This window comes from Lysobacter capsici (assembly GCF_014779555.2).
In the GTDB taxonomy this organism is placed as follows: Bacteria; Pseudomonadota; Gammaproteobacteria; order Xanthomonadales; family Xanthomonadaceae; genus Lysobacter; species Lysobacter capsici.
In genome coordinates, this window is the sequence record NZ_CP094357.1 from 593,897 (window position 1) to 609,429 (window position 15,533).

16 protein-coding genes are annotated in these 15,533 nt (G+C 67.0%); 12 read left to right on the forward strand and 4 right to left on the reverse strand.

The annotated features are described in order from the left end of the window. Positions 1-185 precede the first annotated feature (185 nt). Both IEQ11_RS02390 and IEQ11_RS02395 read left to right on the forward strand, forming a co-directional pair. The gene (locus tag IEQ11_RS02390) at positions 186-1,136 is read left to right on the forward strand and encodes an AraC family transcriptional regulator (protein ID WP_036108272.1); all 951 of its coding nucleotides are present in this window, start codon (positions 186-188) and stop codon (positions 1,134-1,136) included. A 530-nt stretch (positions 1,137-1,666) separates the two neighbouring features. After that, positions 1,667-4,072, forward strand: coding sequence for a S8 family serine peptidase (locus tag IEQ11_RS02395; protein WP_191822938.1), 2,406 nt, complete (start codon positions 1,667-1,669; stop codon positions 4,070-4,072). On the opposite strand, the gene IEQ11_RS02400 is transcribed toward IEQ11_RS02395, so the two are convergent. Next, positions 4,030-4,290 carry a hypothetical protein gene (locus IEQ11_RS02400; protein WP_191822939.1) on the reverse strand — a complete coding sequence of 87 codons (261 nt, stop codon included), beginning with the start codon at positions 4,288-4,290 and terminating at the stop codon, positions 4,030-4,032. The genes IEQ11_RS02395 and IEQ11_RS02400 overlap by 43 nt on opposite strands. Positions 4,291-4,671: 381 nt before the next feature. Here IEQ11_RS02400 and IEQ11_RS02405 point away from each other — a divergent pair, with 381 nt between their 5' ends. Genes IEQ11_RS02405 through IEQ11_RS02415 form a run of 3 tightly spaced genes read left to right on the forward strand, consistent with a single transcriptional unit; the run spans position 4,672 to position 8,536 of the window. Then, positions 4,672-6,063, forward strand: coding sequence for a hypothetical protein (locus tag IEQ11_RS02405; RefSeq protein ID WP_228464894.1), 1,392 nt, complete (start codon positions 4,672-4,674; stop codon positions 6,061-6,063). An 11-nt stretch (positions 6,064-6,074) separates the two neighbouring features. Then, positions 6,075-6,569: a hypothetical protein gene (locus IEQ11_RS02410; RefSeq protein ID WP_046659837.1), complete on the forward strand. Its 495-nt coding sequence runs from the start codon at positions 6,075-6,077 to the stop codon at positions 6,567-6,569. Further along, on the forward strand, positions 6,566-8,536 hold the full coding sequence (locus IEQ11_RS02415; RefSeq protein ID WP_046659840.1) for a GMC family oxidoreductase: 1,971 nt from the start codon (positions 6,566-6,568) through the stop codon (positions 8,534-8,536). The genes IEQ11_RS02410 and IEQ11_RS02415 overlap by 4 nt, the downstream gene beginning before the upstream one ends. Before the next feature lie 204 nt (positions 8,537-8,740). Here IEQ11_RS02415 and IEQ11_RS02420 read toward each other — a convergent pair whose 3' ends face one another. Next, the gene (locus tag IEQ11_RS02420) at positions 8,741-9,688 is read right to left on the reverse strand and encodes a helix-turn-helix transcriptional regulator (RefSeq protein ID WP_191822940.1); all 948 of its coding nucleotides are present in this window, start codon (positions 9,686-9,688) and stop codon (positions 8,741-8,743) included. Positions 9,689-9,787: 99 nt separating this feature from the next. Between IEQ11_RS02420 and IEQ11_RS02425 the strand changes: the two genes are divergently transcribed. Further along, a complete protein-coding gene (locus IEQ11_RS02425; RefSeq protein WP_046659842.1) occupies positions 9,788-10,195 on the forward strand; it encodes a GFA family protein in 408 nt (135 codons plus the stop codon). 190 nt (positions 10,196-10,385) lie between these two features. Continuing rightward, entirely contained in the window at positions 10,386-10,850 is a 465-nt protein-coding gene (locus IEQ11_RS02430) for an MmcQ/YjbR family DNA-binding protein (RefSeq protein WP_082124788.1), read from the forward strand. Here IEQ11_RS02430 and IEQ11_RS02435 read toward each other — a convergent pair. Continuing rightward, positions 10,774-12,186, reverse strand: a complete 1,413-nt coding sequence (locus tag IEQ11_RS02435; RefSeq protein ID WP_191822941.1) for an aminotransferase-like domain-containing protein — start codon at positions 12,184-12,186, stop codon at positions 10,774-10,776. The genes IEQ11_RS02430 and IEQ11_RS02435 overlap by 77 nt on opposite strands. A gap of 230 nt (positions 12,187-12,416) precedes the next feature. Here IEQ11_RS02435 and IEQ11_RS02440 point away from each other — a divergent pair, with 230 nt between their 5' ends. The 5 genes from IEQ11_RS02440 to IEQ11_RS02460 all read left to right on the forward strand — a co-directional run bounded on the left by IEQ11_RS02440 (position 12,417) and on the right by IEQ11_RS02460 (position 14,835). Further along, the gene (locus tag IEQ11_RS02440; RefSeq protein WP_060410516.1) at positions 12,417-12,788 is read left to right on the forward strand and encodes a hypothetical protein; all 372 of its coding nucleotides are present in this window, start codon (positions 12,417-12,419) and stop codon (positions 12,786-12,788) included. Continuing rightward, the gene (locus IEQ11_RS02445) at positions 12,785-12,991 is read left to right on the forward strand and encodes a twin transmembrane helix small protein (RefSeq protein WP_036102620.1); all 207 of its coding nucleotides are present in this window, start codon (positions 12,785-12,787) and stop codon (positions 12,989-12,991) included. Before IEQ11_RS02440 ends, IEQ11_RS02445 begins: the two co-directional genes overlap by 4 nt. An 82-nt stretch (positions 12,992-13,073) precedes the next feature. After that, positions 13,074-13,532 (forward strand): hypothetical protein, encoded by a 459-nt coding sequence (locus IEQ11_RS02450; protein WP_191822942.1) that lies wholly within the window; start codon positions 13,074-13,076, stop codon positions 13,530-13,532. Then, positions 13,529-13,909, forward strand: coding sequence for a cupin domain-containing protein (locus IEQ11_RS02455; RefSeq protein WP_191822943.1), 381 nt, complete (start codon positions 13,529-13,531; stop codon positions 13,907-13,909). Before IEQ11_RS02450 ends, IEQ11_RS02455 begins: the two co-directional genes overlap by 4 nt. Next, on the forward strand, positions 13,906-14,835 hold the full coding sequence (locus tag IEQ11_RS02460) for an ADP-ribosylglycohydrolase family protein (RefSeq protein WP_191822944.1): 930 nt from the start codon (positions 13,906-13,908) through the stop codon (positions 14,833-14,835). Before IEQ11_RS02455 ends, IEQ11_RS02460 begins: the two co-directional genes overlap by 4 nt. Positions 14,836-14,978: 143 nt before the next feature. Here IEQ11_RS02460 and IEQ11_RS02465 read toward each other — a convergent pair whose 3' ends face one another. Further along, a complete protein-coding gene (locus IEQ11_RS02465) occupies positions 14,979-15,323 on the reverse strand; it encodes a hypothetical protein (RefSeq protein ID WP_191822945.1) in 345 nt (114 codons plus the stop codon). Positions 15,324-15,533 lie beyond the last annotated feature (210 nt).

The window sequence follows — 15,533 nt, forward strand, 5'->3', positions numbered from 1 at the left end:
GGCCGGGGCGGACACGTGGCGCGGCCGCCCCGGTGTTCCCAGCCCCATGGCGCATGGCCCGGCGCCGCGAGACCGCGCCTAATCCCGTCACATCCTTGCCTATTTCTGCAAACCGGCCGACTAGGCACAGTCCGCGGGCAGATTCGTACCGATAATCGAGGCAACCCGACTGTGCACGGGACGCCATGAACGCCAATAGCTCCGCCGAATCGATCGCGCAACGCGGCAGCTGCGCCGCGCAGGCCGAACTGGTCGATCGGATTGCCCGATTGACCGACAGCGACGGCGTCCACGCCACCGCGGTCCGGCCGCTGCACCTGATCCGCATGAGCGCGCCGACCGAATGTTCGCCGTCGGTGTACGAGCCGCGGCTGTGCGTGGTCGCGCAAGGCCGCAAGGTCGTGACCTTGTCCGATCGCACCTATCACTACGACCCGCTCAACTATCTGGTGGTGTCGGTGACGCTGCCGATGATCGGCCAGGTGGTCGAGGCGACGCCGGACAAGCCGTATCTGTGCCTGCGCCTGGACATCGATCCGGCGCAGATCGCCAGCCTGATCGTCGATGCCGGCCAGTCGCCGACGATCGACCACGGTCACGGCGGCAACGGCGTCGACCTGGGCCTGTACGCGGCGCGGGTCAACACGACTTTGATGGACGCGGTGCTGCGGTTGATGCGTCTGCTCGATACGCCGCAGGACCTGCCGGTGCTCGCGCCGATGGCCTTGCGGGAAATTTTCTATCGGGTGCTGATGGGCGACCTCGGCCATCGGCTGCGCGCGCTGGCGTTGACCGACAGCCGCTCCAGCCGCATCGCCAAGGCGGTGGCGGTGCTGCGCCAGTGCTATCTGCAGCCGTTGAGCATCGACGAGCTGGCCGAGCAGGTGCACATGAGCACCTCCTCGCTGCACCACCAGTTCAAGGCGGTGACCACCTTGTCGCCGCTGCAGTTCCAGAAGCATCTGCGCCTGCACGAAGCGCGGCGCCTGATGATGGTCAGCGGAGTCGAGGCGGTGACCGCCGCGCACCGGGTCGGTTACGAAAGCCCGTCGCAGTTCTCGCGCGAGTACAAGCGCTTGTTCGGCGCGCCGCCGCGCGCCGAGGTGGTGATGGCGCGCGGCATGCCGCAGGGCTGAGCCCGCATCGCGATCTTTCGATGCCTTCGCGCGTCGACAGATGCATGTCCTGGCCGATACGTTCACCGCTGATCGGCGAAATCTTCCGCGATGCCAATGCGCGCTCGCGAATTCGCGATCGGCTGAATCATCGCGAAAAGTTTCGTATGCAACCGCGTTTCGCGCGATGCCGCGACGCGCGTGTCGCGATGCAGGCACGCAGTCGCGAATGCGCGAACGCACGAGGCGCGAACGGGGTAGGGCGTTGGCCACGCACTTGCGTTTCGCGCGCGGCGAAAGCCATGCGCGTCGCGTCGATATGAAAAATCGTGCTGTCAAAATAAGTGCCACGGTGATGGGGGGAAGTCGCACTTTTTGCGTTTGAGGATTGAGCGCGACGAAAACCCGATCCCCACCTCCCCCCGTCGATCGTCGCGCTCCCATCGCTGTTCCCTTTCCCGCACCCAGGTCTTCGCGCCTCGGCCGTGCCACGGGCTTGCGCCCGTCGGCAGCGGACGACCATGACCGCAATCCGCATCAGGAACCAACGAATGAACAAGATGTCGTCGAAAAAATTCGCCGTGCTCGGTCTCGCCGCGGCCTGTGCCACGGTGCTGTTGTGGTCGCGCAACGAAGCGCAGACAGCGGGCGCGGTCGCCTCCGGCGCGCTCGCCAATACGGCGGGCGCATCAACGGCGTCGGGCTCGTTGCCCGTGGCGAGCTGGAAACCGGTCGCGATGAACGCGCCGACGCCGCGCAACGACGCGCAGAGCAAGCTCGGCGCCGGCCAGTTGCTGCAGGCGGTGCAGGCCTTGTCGCAGCTGCCGAACGCGGCGGGCGCATCGGCGTCGACGGGCGCGTCGTCCTTGGCGCGCGGCCCGGCCTATGCCGGCGCCAGCGTCGCCGCGCAGATCGCGGTGCTCGACCGGGTCGGCATTCCGCTGCGTTATCGCGACGGCGAGAAGCTCAAGGTCAACGTCAATCTGGCCCTGACCCACGAACAGATTCAGAACCCGAGCCTGCTCGATCGCGCGACCTCGACCTTGCGCGAGACCTTGCTCGCCGCGGGCCTGGAAGCCGAACAGGTCAACGGTTCGCCGAGCCTGGAAGCCAAGGTGCCGCTGGCGCGTCTGGAATGGGTGGCGGGCCTGCAACCGGTCGCGCAGGTGTCGCTGCTGGCGATGCCGAACACCGCCGCGTTCACCGACGGCGCCGCCGCCAGCAATCTTGATCAGCTGCGTTCGCTCGGTAACTATGCGCAGCTGCCGGCCGCGCAGCGCCGCGATCTCAAGGGCGAAGGCCTGACCGTCGCGGTGTTCGATCAGTTCGCCGACAACACCGGCCAGATCAAGGCGCTGCAGGACGCGGGCGAATGGCCGAAGAACACCGCCGCGGTCGCCGACAAACTCACCTTGTTCAAGCCGGCCGGCGGCGCGTTCGGCTACACCAAGGTCAAGCACGGCAACGCCGTGGTCGAGATCGTCTACGACATCGTGCCGGAAGCGAAATTCCGCGTGTACGACGCCGGACAGACCGCCGACTGGATCAAGGGCATCCAGGACGCGGCCAACCTCAACGCGCTCAACGAGCCGCAGGGCGAGCCGCGCGCGCAGGTGCTGACCGCATCGCAGGGCATGGCCTTGTACGCGCCCGGCGACGGCACCGGCACCGGCAGCAATCTCAAGGGCCTTTACGATGCGATCGACGCGGCCGCGCGCAACGGCGTGCTGATCCTCAACGCCGCCGGCAACGAAGCGCAGGTGCACTGGGACGGCGACAGCACGCCCGGCGCGGTCGCCAACACGTTCCAGGATTTCGTGGTCGGCAATGTCGACGCCAACGGCGCGGCGATCGCCGACAACATCAACCTGCTGCGCCTGGAAGGCCAGGGCTTCGGCGATTGCATCCCGGTCGGCGGCAAGACCGCGGCCGACGCCGATCTGATCGCGATCGACGTGTGGCTGGGCTGGAACGACTGGACCAGCGCCAACAACACCACCAACGCCGACTATCGTCTGGAACTGGTGCGCTGGGCGGACGCGGTGACCCGCAACGGCCGCGTGGTGACGCCGGCCGGCTGGGTCGCCGTGACCCAGTCCGACGACGCCCAGACCGGCCTGGCCGGCCAGCAACCGCTCGAACGCATCGCCCTGCAGCCGGCGGCCAACACCAAGACCGCTGCCTGCAACAACGTGTTCAACACCGCGCGTTTCTCCGGCGGCGGCAAGTTCGGCGTGCGGGTGGTGCGCAAGACCGCCAACGCCAGCAACTTCCTGCGTCTGATGAGCGGCGGCCTGCACAACTTCCAGTACGGCGTGCAGGATCGCTCGCTGGTGCATCCGGCCGATTCGGCCAATGTGATCACGGTGGCCGCGCTGGATGCGGCGACCTCGAACCTGGAAGCCTACAGCTCGCGCGGCCCGGTACTCGCCGCCGGCGGCGCGCGTCCGAACGGTCAGGCCGCGGGCAACGCCAAGCCGGACATCGCCAACTTCGCCAACGTCGACACCGTGTCCTACGGCGACAACGCCTTCAACGGAACGTCCTCGGCGACGCCGCACGTGGCCGCGCTCGCGCTGCTGGGTCTGCAGCATCAGCGCCAGCTGACCAACGCGACCGTGCCGGCGGCCTTGCCGGCCGACGCGACCGCGCAGCAGAAAGCCGATCGCGCCGCCTTGCTCAAGCAGCGCAACGTCAGCCTGTCCAACTCGGTGTACGACTCGCTGGTGTACGTGGCCAGCACCGGCGGCAACGATCTGGGCACGGCCGGTTTCGACAGCAGCTACGGCAATGGACGACTGAAGTTCCATGCCCAGTCCGAGGCCTGCTTCCTGTCGGCGACCTACGACCCGTCGTATCGCTCGCTGCTGCCCGCGCAGGCGACGCCGCTGCCGGCCGGACAGAAGACCTACGATCAGTTGCGCGCCGACAACAGCGCGAGCTGCGCGGCCAACTGAGCGGCCGGCGAAGCGGCTTGCGTTCGCGCAAGCCGTTCGCGGCAATCGAGCGCGCGGTTCGCCGCGCGTATCGATGAATGAGCAAGACGATTCTTACCTGGCGAGCGCAAGCCGCGCAGGTCCCCCGGCACCGGACGCGATGTCCGGTGCTCTTTTTCGACACCCCCTGTCGCGATGGTGTCGGCCTTCGCGATATCGCTCGGGTCGCGTTCGCGCAAGTCGACGTTGCAGCGCAAACGCGTGGCGCGCGTACTCACCCTCGCTCACCCTCGCACCACCGCCGATAACGCAAAAACGCCGCGCGTTTCATCGGGGCAATGCCTGCCGCTTGAACAGTGAACGCAATTGCGCGCTCGCGCAGGACAGCGTTTCGCGCTCGATCGCAAAGAAAGATCGTTTAATTTGTTTCTGCGCGAACAGTCGCATTTTTTCGACGGACGCGTGGTAGCGTCTGCGCCCGACGCGACGTAGCCAGCGATTCGATCGCCAGCCATCCAACCTGGCTTGTGTTCCATCCTCCGCAGCCTGTTGCGGTGCGCTGCCCGCCTCGCGGCGAAGCGAATCTTCGCTTCGTATCACCAGGGAGCAGGGGACTCGCCATGAATCATCGATACCGTCTTGGCCCGCAGCGGTCCGTTTCGTTCGTCAGGCCAATGATCGCGCCGCTGGCCGCGGCCACGTTCGTGTTCGCGCTGGCGGCATGCACCGACAGCCATCTCAAGCCCGAGCCGCACGACAGTCTGTCGCGCGCCGACATCCGCCAGCACGCGAGCGCCGCGACCGCGCCGCTGCCGCCGTTGAGTTCGACCATTCCGCTCGAGATCAGCGTGCCGCAATCCAACCCGAACCTGCAGGACCTGCAGGACGATTTCGATCTGTTCTCGTGGCAGTCGTTCATCGCGGTCAACTGGCCCGGCGGCAGCGACGGCAATCCCAAGCCCGGCGCGACCTTCGGCGCCAACGTACCGACGGTGTGGGAGAACTGGAAGGAAAGCCGCGACATCTTCCTGCCCGGCGGCGCCACGCCGCCGCCGTGGGGCCAGGACCCGCCGCCGCCGGACGTGTGCAAGGGCATGGGCAACGGCGTGCTGAACCTGACCCAGGTCGGCAAGACCCCGAACGTGCTCGACGAAAGCGGCGAGCCGTTCGAAACTGGTCCGCTGATCGATCAGAACGGCCAGTACGTGCGCTTCGCGATCATGGCCAACCAGGACATGTTCAACACCATCGTCAGCGATGGTCTGTACAGCAAGGCCGGCCAGCAAAAATTCGGCAAGCCGGCCAACTTCGCCCAGCCCGCCGGTTCCAAGAACACCGGCGCGATCATGATCAAGTCGTCGTGGAAGGTGATGGGCGGCAAGGACCAGGCGAGCCGCTTCCACACCATCCAGGCGCTGGTCTACACCAACCCCGGCGAACACGAGGGCGTGCAGGCCTCGTGCAAGTTGCAGACGGTCGGCCTGGTCGGACTGCATATCGCGCACAAGACCGCGGACGAGCCGCAGTGGGTGTGGTCGACGTTCGAACACGTCGACAACGTGCCGGTCAAGGGCGAGCCGATCGACAAGTCGCAGTACAACTTCTACAACAAGGATTGCAGCGGCGACTGCGATGTCAACGAACCGCCGGCGCGGCCGTGGAACCCCAACAATCCGCACACCCCGCCGAGCCAGATCATGCGCGAGGTCGCGCTGACCGCTTCGACCAAGTCGCTCAACGCGCGCTATCAGGCGCTGTTGCAGCAGACCTATCCGGGCACGGTGTGGGCCAACTACGAGCTGATCAGCACGCAGTGGCCGACCAACGCCAAGAACCCGACCGATCCGACCGGCAATCCGGCGCCGTCGTTCCTCGCCAACGCGACCTTGGAAACCTACATCCAGGGCAAGGTGCCGCAGGCCTCGTCGAGCTGCATGGCCTGCCACAACAACGCGACGATGACCAACCGTCAGCCCTCGGACTTCACCTACCTGCTGCAGCGCGCGCAATAAGGAGCTCGGACATGGTCGATTACATGGAGTACTTCATCCGGCTCAGCGTCGGGCTGACCGGTTTCACCCGCGCCGCGATCGCGCCGCGGATCGATCCGGTCGATATCAAGACCGTGTACCTGCAGGTGTTTCGCGACAAGCTGCCCAACGGCATGGCCGATCAGATCATCTGCGAGTACTACAACCTCAACCAGGCCGAAGGCGGCCAGGACGGCAACAACGAAGCCATCGCCGGCGCGCTGCTCAGCGGCACGTATCCGGCCGAAGTGCTGGCGCTGCGCCAGCTGATCTACCTGTGGTACATGGGCGCCTGGCCGACCGTGGTGTCCGACAATTCGCCCACCCGCGGCCAGACCTTCAGCGAGGTGATCTCGGCGACCAGCTACACGCAAGGGCTGGTGTGGCGGGTGATGCAGTCGCATCCGATGGGCAGTTCCAACTACACCTACGGCTATTGGGCGACCACGCCGCCGCCGCTGCAGGACTACCTGGAGAACCCGGCATGAGCATCACCATTCCAGCGGGCGGTTTCGACGTGGTGATCGTGGGCTCGGGCATCTCCGGTTCGATCATCGCCTACCAGCTCGGCAAGGCCGGCAAGCAGGTGTTGATCCTCGAAGGCGGCCCGCCGGTGCCAAAGAGCCGCGAAGACTATATGCAGACGTTCTTCACCGCGAACGCGAAGACGCCCGAGTCGCCGTATCCGCCGACCATGCAAGGAACCGGCAGCGCGAGCAATCCGCTCGGCCAACCCGATCCGGCCACGCTCAACACCCCGCGCTACACGGTGTTGCAGATCAACGCGTGGCAGAACCCGGCGCAGTGCTATTTCGTCTACCCGCCGCAGACCGCGACGCGCGCCGACGACCCGGAGATGACCTTCGCGTTCGGCAGTTCCTACGAACGCGTCGCCGGCGGCACCACCTGGCATTGGCTGGGCACCTCGCTCAATCACCTGCCCAACGATTTCCAGCTGAAAACCAAGTACGGCCAGGGCGTGGACTGGCCCGGCGGCGCGCAGTTCTATCAGAGCTTGCTGCCGTATTACCGCAAGGCCACCGAAACCATCGGCGTGTCCTCCGACAAGCAGCCGATGGTCGATCTGTACAAGACCTTCGACGTGCAGCCCGATGGCAACTACGGGCCGAATTACGATTTCCCGATGCCGGGCATCACCCCGTCCTTGAACGATGTGCTGTACGAGGACAAGGTGACCTCGCTGAAGATCGACAACATCGGCCTGTTCGTCACCCCGACACCGCAGGGGCGCAACTCGCAGCCGGGCAAGCGCCGCCAATGCGCGGGCAACACCAACTGCATTCCGATCTGCCCGATCCAGGCCAAGTACGACGGCACGGTGACATTGGCCGAGGCGCTGCAGACCGGCAACGTGCAGATCCAGTACAAGACCGTGGCCAACAACATCCGCCTGAGCGGCGATCAGGTCAGCGGCATCGATTACCTGACCTACGACAGCCAGACCGGGCCGTCGACCGGCAAGGGCACCGCGGTCGGCAAGCGCTACGTGCTGGCCGCGCATGCGATCGAGACGCCCAAGCTGTTGCTGATGTCGAACGGCAACCCGGGCTATCCCAACGGCGTGGCCAACCGCTCCGATCAGGTCGGCCGCAATCTGATGGATCACGTGATGTACCTGGCCTGGGGCCTGTCGAAGGACCCGATCTATGCCTTCCGCGGGCCGCTGTCGACCTCGGGCATCGAGTCGGTGCGCGACGGCGCGTTCCGCACTCAGCGCGCGGCCTATCGCATCGAGATCGGCAACGAAGGCTGGAACTGGGCGACCAACGATCCCTACACCACGCTCGCCGATTTCGTGTTCGGCCAGAACAACACCCAGTTGAACGGCGATTCGGTCAATCAGCAGGGGCAGTCGCTGCGGTTCGATCCGAGCCTGCCGGCGTTCAGTCAGTTGTACGGTTCGAAACTGGTCGCCACGCTCAACAACGTCTACATCCGCCAGTTGCGCCTGGGCTATCTGATCGAGCAGTTGCCCGATCCCGACAACCGCGTGCAGCTGTCGAGCCAGTACAAGGATCATCTGGGTTTGCCGCGGCCGCAGGTCACGTACCGCATTCGCGAGAACTACGTGCGCAACGGTTTCGTCTCGGCGAAGGCGGCTTCGACCGAGATCTTCCAGGCGCTCGGCGCGACCGAGTACACCCAGGTGCCGGCGACGCCGGTGTTGAGCGGGACGAGTCCGAGCCCGACCACGTTCCAGTACCTCGGCGATACCTTCACGTTCTACGGCGCCGGCCACATCATCGGCACTTACCGCATGGGCGACAGCGCCACGACCTCGGTGCTCAACGCGCGCCAGCAATCGTGGGATCACAGCAACCTGTACATGGTCGGCAGCGGCGTGTTTCCGACCACCGCCACCGCCAATCCGACCCTGACCATCGCCGCGCTGGCGTTGCAGGCGGCGGACAATATCCTGGCCGATCTCGGCTGACCCCGCCGGGACCCAGGATGCTGCAGGCAGGGTAGAGGAGGCCGCGTCCGGGGAGGACGCGGCCTCGTTGCTTTGCATCGAAGAGTGAGGCCTGCAAGTTTTCGTGGCCGGGACCTCGACCGCGCGCTCGCATCGCGTGCGATCGCAATGCGACGATGCGCATGGCCCCGCGCGCGACGACGATGCGGCAACCCGCGGCGCGGCTTACTCCACCGCCCGCAACAAACGCTGCGCGACTTCGCGCAACCGCGGCAGTTGATCGCCCGCGTCGAGCAGTTCGAACTCCACGCCGGTCAAGGCCAGCAAGGCGAGAATTTCTTCCGGGGTTTCGCCGCGCACGTGCAGCATGCAGCTGTGCTCGTCGATGTGTTCGAGCAGCCCGCACCACGGCGGCAGGCCCGGCGCCAGCGCCTCGGCCGAGCCGCGCAGGCGCGCGCGCAAGGTCGGGCCCTGGTTGGGCTGGCTGATCGCGCGCTGCACGTACGCCGCAACGTCTTCGGGAAACTTGCGCGCGGCGAACGCGCCGCCGCCGCAACGCAACGCGACGATGCGGTCGGCGCGGAACAGGCGCCAGTCCTCGCGGCCGCGGTCCCAGGCCAGCAGATACCAGCGGCGTCCGGCGCTGACCAGGCGCAGCGGCTCGATGCTGCGCCGGCTCGCGCGGCCGCCGCGGTCGCTGTAGTCCATGTCGATCAGCCGATGGTCGCGGCAGGCGCCGGCCAGTTCGGTCAGGGTGTCGACGTCCGGGCCGGTTTCGTTATGCGCCAGCGACACCGTCACCGAATACAGCGCGCTGACCCGCCGACGCAGCCGCGCCGGCAGCAGCTGATCGAGCTTGCCGAGCAGGCCGACGGTGGTGTCCTCGATCCGCGCCACGCTGCCGGCGGCGCTGCGCAGCGCGACCACCATCGCCACCGCCTCGTCGTCGTCGAGCAGCAGCGGCGGCAGCGAGGCGCCGGCGGCGAGCCGGTAGCCGCCGCCGACCCCGGTCGAGGCCTGCACCGGATAGCCGAGTTCGCGCAGCCGATCGACGTCGCGGCGCACGGTGCGGCCGTCGACTTCCAGGTGCTCGCACAGCTCCGCGCCGGTCCAGTGACGGCGCGATTGCAGCAGCGACAACAGGCGCAGCAGGCGGGTCGAGGTCTTGAGCATGGGCGCAGTGTAAAACCTATTGAGGACATATCCTGTCCTCAATGGCTACTATCCTGTAACTGTCCCGGGCCCACCGCCCCTCGCTATCGGAGAACCGCCATGACCGTCGAGACCTACCAGGCCAGCTGCCACTGCGGCGCCATCCGTTACGAGGTCGATCTCGACCTGTCGGCCGGCACCTCGCGCTGTAATTGCTCGATGTGCAACAAGCTGCGCAAGTGGGGAGCGATCGTCAAACCCGATGCGTTCCGCCTGCTCAGCGGCGGCCCCGAGGACACCGGCACCTACCAGTTCGGCACCTTCAGCGGCACTTACCATTTCTGCAAGCATTGCGCGGTGCATGCCTACGGCACCGGCGAGCTCGAGGTGCTCGGCGGCAAGTACTACTCGATCAACATCGCCTGCCTGGATGTGGATCATGCGGTGCTGGCGGCCGCGCCGGTGCAGTACATGGATGGCTTGAACAACGACTGGTTCAACGTGCCGAAGATTACCTCGCATATGTGAGCGCGGGTTTGTCGCGGGTTCGCGGTGGTTGACGTGTCTCGGTCGCGGCTCGCGCCGCTCCTACATGGGCTGCCTGTAGGAGCGGCGCAAGCCGCGACCGCGATACATCGATCACGACGAACACGTCGAAGCCCGAACGAAACCCCGCAACGCATGCGACCCTAGGCTCCTCAACCGCGATCTGGCCGCAATGGACACCAATGCCCTCAAGAAACACTGCCGCGCCTACCCCGGCGCCGAGGAAGTCCTGCACGCGGCGCCGTCCAATATCCTGGTCTACAGCGTCGGCGGAAAATTCTTCGCCTACTTCAAGACCAGCGAACCCGAGCGCTGGCGTTTCAGTTTCAAGACCACGCCGGAACGGTTCGTCGAACTCACCGACATGCCCGGCGCCAAGCCGGCGCGGTTCATGGGCCGCTATCACTGGGTGACGGTGGTCGAGGTCAAGCGCATGCCGGCGGAGTATCTGCTCGAACTGGTCGACTGGTCGTATCGGCGCGCGCTCGGCAATCTGAGCCGCAAGCGCCAGGCCGAGGCGCTGGCCGATGCGAGCGAGGAACAACGCCTGCGACTGACGCCTATCGCGCCGACGAAAGCGCGCCCAAGACTTGCAACGCTGCATCCACCCGCGCATCGAGGGCGTGGCCGTAGTTGAGCCGCAGGCAATGCGCGTAACCGCGATTGGCCGAGAACATCGGCCCCGGCGCGATGCTGATGCCCTGCTGCGCGGCGCGGCGTTGCACCGCCAACGCGTCGCTGCCTTCGGGCAATTCGGTCCATAGGAAATAGCCGCCGTCGGGCCGGGTCACCCGGGTGCCTTGCGGGAAATAGCGCGCGACCGCATCGAGGTACGCCGCCTGCTGCGCGGCCAAGGTCTTGCGCAGGCCGCGCAGGTGGCGGTCGTAGCCGCCGCGCTGCAGATAGCGCGCGATCGCCAGTTGCGCGGGCACGCAGGTCGCCAGGGTGTTGGTCAGTTTCAGCCGCGCCACCCGCTGCGCATAGCGTCCCGGCGCGGCCCAGCCGATCCGGTAACCCGGCGCGAGGGTTTTCGAAAACGACGAGCAATGCAGGACCAGGCCGCGGGTATCGAAGGCCTTGGCCGGCGCCGGCCGATGCGCGCCGAAATGCAGCTCGCCGTAGACGTCGTCCTCGATCAGCGGCAGCTCGTGGCGCGCGAGCAATTCGACCAGTTCGCGCTTCTTCGCCTCGGGCAAGCTGCTGCCGAGCGGGTTCTGGTAATTGGTCATCAGCCAGCACGCCGCCGGCGCGTGGCGGCGGATCGCCGCGTCCAGCGCGCCCAGCTCGATGCCTTCGCGCGGATGGGTGGGCACTTCGATCGCGTGCAGGCCGCGGCGTTCCAAGGTCTGCAGGGCGGCGTAGAAGCACGGCGATTCGACCAGCACCGCGTCGCCGGGCCGGGTCACCGCGGCGATGCTCAGGTTCAGCGCTTCGATCGCGCCGTTGCACACCACCAGATCGTTGGCGCCGATCGGCACCGCGCCGATCCGGTAGCGCAGGGCGATGTGCCGGCGCAGTTCGGCGTTGCCCGGAGTGAGGTCGTCGACGGTGCTGCGCGGGTCCAGATGCACCGCTTCGTGCGCCATCGCGCGGCCGAGCCGGGCCAGCGGAAACAGGGTCGGGCTCATGAACGCCGAACCCAGCGGCACGATGTCGCGCGCCATCGCCGATTCGAGCACTTCGAACACCAGTTCGCTGACATCGACCGCGCGCGCCTGCCCGTCGGGCTGCGAGGCGGTGTCGGGCTCGGGCGGCATCGCGCGCGCGCGTTCGCTGACGTAGTAACCCGAGCGCGCGCGCGGCTCCACCAGGCCCTGCGATTCGAGCAGGTAATAGGCCTGGAACACGGTGGCCGGGCTGAGCTTGCGCGCGGCGCTGGCCTGGCGCACCGAGGGCAGCCGCTGGCCCGGACTCAGCAGGCCCTGGCGGATCGAGCGGGCGATGTCGTCGGCTAGGGCTTGGTAGCGTTTCATTGGGCCGGGATTGGGGATTGGGGATTAGGGATTGGGCGAGGAATTTGCGGGTTCGCGTCAGGCCGCGAGGTGGCGGGCTCTTGCGATTCCCGACTTCCCGTTCCCGATTCCCGGCCCCTCAAACTGATCCGGTTTTTTATTCAAAACCTGATTCTATGCAATCTGCGCCAGTAGGCGAACAATGGACCCCGCAGCAAAAGCTGCGCCACGCCCAACGCCTCGCGCTCGCCATGAACCCGCAAGTCGAACTCAATCTGGCCCTGATCCTGTTCGTGCCCTGGTTTTCGATCCTGGCCTGGCTGTTTTGGGCCTATCCGCGCCAGCCGCGCGGCGCCCTGCGCACCGTCTACGACAGCGCCAGCCTGATCGTGTCCACCCTGGCCGCCGGCTGGGGCATGCACTGGAGCATGTACAACGCCGACCCGCAGGCCGGCGCGATCTGGAAACAGGTGCTCGCCACCTCGGTCGCCTACGGCCTGTTCCTGGGCCTGATGACGGTCGCCATCGTGGTGCGCTGGCGCTGGCTGCGCGCCCGCAAGGCCGACGCATCGCAATCCCCCGCAGACCACTCGCGCCCGCTCCCGGGCAAGGTCGAATCATGAAGATCCTGTTTGTCGCCGCGTTCCTGTCGGTGATCGTCTACAACCTCGGCGCCGGCCTGTACTACATGCTGGTCGACAAAGGCGCGAGCAAGCGCACGGTCAACGCATTGACCCGGCGCATCGGCTTTTCGATCGCGCTGATCGCGCTGGTCGTGGTCGGCATCGCCACCGGCGTGGTTCAGCCGCACGGCGTGGGGGTCTGAGCGAAACGCGGTAGGCGCGCGCCGCCGGCGGAGCGATACTTGCCACCAAGCGCCTTGATGGGGCGAGTGGAGCGACGCCGGCATGGAGATTGGGTCGTCTTGGGCGTGGTTGCTGGCGGCGGTCGCCGCCATCGCCGTGTTGCTGCGCGTCGCTGTGCTCGGTGAAAAGCGCCTGGCCCGGCATTGGCCGGATTTCCACGCGCGCTGGAGCGAGCGCTGGTACGTCCAGCACACGCTCGCCGCGTCGATGGCCGCGGTCGGCCTGGGCTGCGCGGGTTACGCGCACGGGCTGCCCGACGGCTTCGGCTCGTTCGCGATCTACCTCGCCTGGGCGGCGTCGGCCGCGGCGCTGGCGTATCTGGCGCGGTGGATCCTGATCGCGGCCGTGGTCTGTCTGTGTCCGCTGCTGCTGCCGGAGGTGATCGGCGGACTGCTGCATGCATGGAGGCATCGGCGCGATCGGGTGCCTTCGCCTTCGGACTGGTTGCCGCCCGGCGGCGCTAGACTCGGCGGTCCCGCTCCCTGCGACCGCGAATCATGACCGAGCCGCGCCTGGTCCGCCGCGATGAACCCCGCGAGTTCTACATCGGCGAACGCTGCCACGTCCTTGAACACTGGAACTCGCCGGACGATGCGCAAGCGTCCATCGCCCGCATCCGTGTCGCGCCGGGCATCACCACCTGCCTGCATCGCCTGCGCGGCACCGCCGAGCGTTACCTGATCCAAAGCGGCCGCGGCCGCATCGAAGTCGCCGGTCTGGCCGCCAGCGAAGTCGGCCCGGGCGATACCGTGTTCATTCCGGCGGATGCCGCTCAACGCATCGCCAACCTCGGCGACGAGGATCTGGTCTTCTTCGCGATCTGCACCCCGCGCTTCGTGCCCGAGTGCTACGAAGACCTCGAAACGGAGCTGGCATGAGCGCCGTGCCCGGTCTGCGCGAGCGCTATCTGGGCTGCCTGCTCGGCCTGGCCTGCGGCGATGCGGTCGGCACCACGGTCGAGTTCCGCTCGCGCGGCAGTTTCGCGCCGCTGACCGACATGACCGGCGGCGGGCCGTTCGCGCTGCGCGCGGGCGAATGGACCGACGACACGTCGATGGCCCTGTGCCTGGCGGCCAGCCTGATCCATCGCCGCGGCTTCGATGCGCGCGATCAGATGAATCGCTACTGCAACTGGCGCTCGCACGGCTACATGAGCAGCAACGGCGAGTGCTTCGACATCGGCATGACGGTGAGCGCGGCGCTGGACCGCTATCGCAAGAACGACGATCCGTATGCCGGCGATCCCGGCCCGCGCGCGGCCGGCAACGGCGCGCTGATGCGCCTGGCGCCGGTGCCGATGCTGTGGCGCCTGGATGCGCGGCGCACCGGCGAATGCGCGGTCGAATCGACCCGCACCACCCATGGCGCGGCCGAAGCGCTGGATTGCTCGCGCTTGTTCGCCGCGCAATTGCGCGCGGCGCTGATGGGCGCCGGCAAGGAGGCGGTGCTGGCGCCGTCGATCCCCTTGCTCGGCAGCGAAAAAGTCGCGGCGATCCATGCCCGCGCCTACGCCGGCAAGCGCGAGGCCGAGATCGTCGGCTCGGGCTACAGCGTCGAATCGCTGGAAGCGGCGTTGTGGTGTTTCCTGCACACCGACAGCTTCGACGCGGCGGTGCTGCGCGCGGCCAACCTCGGCGACGACGCCGACACCACCGCGGCGATCTGCGGGCAGATCGCCGGCGCTTACTACGGTGTCGATGCGATTCCCGGCGCGTGGCTGGACAAGCTGGTCATGCGCGAGGAGATCGGCGGCATGGCCGAGAGCTTGCTGCAGTTGTCCGAGGACCCGGCCGCATTGGCCTGAGGCGTATCGCTCGGAGCCGGCCTGGCTTGAGTCGAATTAGTTAGAGCAGGGCTCAGGCCGGCGTCGCCGGTCCTGAGCCGTCGCGGACCGCGGATCGTTCCACGGCCGGCGGTGCGAGCACGTCGCGGCTCAGCCAGCCGCGATCAACCCGCGGTAACGTCGCGCAATTCCCAGCCGCTGCCGGCGAGCAGGCGCAGGCGGTGCTTGAGCACGGTGCCGGACAAGGTCGTGGTGACCACCAGATCCATGCGCAGATCGCGCTGTTCGCCGTGCACGACCGCGGCGGGGTCGGTGGCGCCGAGCATCGGGTCGACTTCGTCGGGATCGGGCTGCTTGGCGCGCCAGCGTTCGAACAGATCGTCGCCGCGCAACGCCGACTGCAGCTGCGCGGCGAAACCTTCCGAGCTGATCGCGGTGAACGACAGGTCGGTGTCGTTGCCGCGCGCGCGATCGGCGTCGGGAATGCTCAGGTAATAACGGGTGGCCATGCGTTAGTCTCGATTGCAGGATCGATCAAGGGTAAACGCGGCGATATGCGCCACGCGTGAATATCGCGCGAGTGCGCTACGTGGGTCGCGTTTGTGGGGTGTGGGTGTTGTTAGCGATGCGTTATCGCGTGCAAAAGCAAATTCCCCAAGGTCTCCCTTTTGCAAAGGGACGCGATGGGACGCAGAAGCCAAGCCTCGGCAGGCGCACGG

What these genes read in the sequence shown, in the direction of transcription:
- IEQ11_RS02415 (WP_046659840.1), top strand. Translation starts at nt 6,566, where the DNA reads ATGAGCATCACCATTCCAGCGGGCGGTTTCGACGTGGTGATCGTGGGC.
- IEQ11_RS02450 (WP_191822942.1), top strand. Translation starts at nt 13,074, where the DNA reads ATGGAGATTGGGTCGTCTTGGGCGTGGTTGCTGGCGGCGGTCGCCGCC.
- IEQ11_RS02390 (WP_036108272.1), top strand. Translation starts at nt 186, where the DNA reads ATGAACGCCAATAGCTCCGCCGAATCGATCGCGCAACGCGGCAGCTGC.
- IEQ11_RS02410 (WP_046659837.1), top strand. Translation starts at nt 6,075, where the DNA reads ATGGTCGATTACATGGAGTACTTCATCCGGCTCAGCGTCGGGCTGACC.
- IEQ11_RS02405 (WP_228464894.1), top strand. Translation starts at nt 4,672, where the DNA reads ATGAATCATCGATACCGTCTTGGCCCGCAGCGGTCCGTTTCGTTCGTC.
- IEQ11_RS02420 (WP_191822940.1), bottom strand. Translation starts at nt 9,688, where the DNA reads ATGCTCAAGACCTCGACCCGCCTGCTGCGCCTGTTGTCGCTGCTGCAA.
- IEQ11_RS02430 (WP_082124788.1), top strand. Translation starts at nt 10,386, where the DNA reads ATGGACACCAATGCCCTCAAGAAACACTGCCGCGCCTACCCCGGCGCC.
- IEQ11_RS02460 (WP_191822944.1), top strand. Translation starts at nt 13,906, where the DNA reads ATGAGCGCCGTGCCCGGTCTGCGCGAGCGCTATCTGGGCTGCCTGCTC.
- IEQ11_RS02465 (WP_191822945.1), bottom strand. Translation starts at nt 15,323, where the DNA reads ATGGCCACCCGTTATTACCTGAGCATTCCCGACGCCGATCGCGCGCGC.
- IEQ11_RS02425 (WP_046659842.1), top strand. Translation starts at nt 9,788, where the DNA reads ATGACCGTCGAGACCTACCAGGCCAGCTGCCACTGCGGCGCCATCCGT.
- IEQ11_RS02440 (WP_060410516.1), top strand. Translation starts at nt 12,417, where the DNA reads ATGAACCCGCAAGTCGAACTCAATCTGGCCCTGATCCTGTTCGTGCCC.
- IEQ11_RS02395 (WP_191822938.1), top strand. Translation starts at nt 1,667, where the DNA reads ATGAACAAGATGTCGTCGAAAAAATTCGCCGTGCTCGGTCTCGCCGCG.
- IEQ11_RS02455 (WP_191822943.1), top strand. Translation starts at nt 13,529, where the DNA reads ATGACCGAGCCGCGCCTGGTCCGCCGCGATGAACCCCGCGAGTTCTAC.
- IEQ11_RS02445 (WP_036102620.1), top strand. Translation starts at nt 12,785, where the DNA reads ATGAAGATCCTGTTTGTCGCCGCGTTCCTGTCGGTGATCGTCTACAAC.
- IEQ11_RS02435 (WP_191822941.1), bottom strand. Translation starts at nt 12,186, where the DNA reads ATGAAACGCTACCAAGCCCTAGCCGACGACATCGCCCGCTCGATCCGC.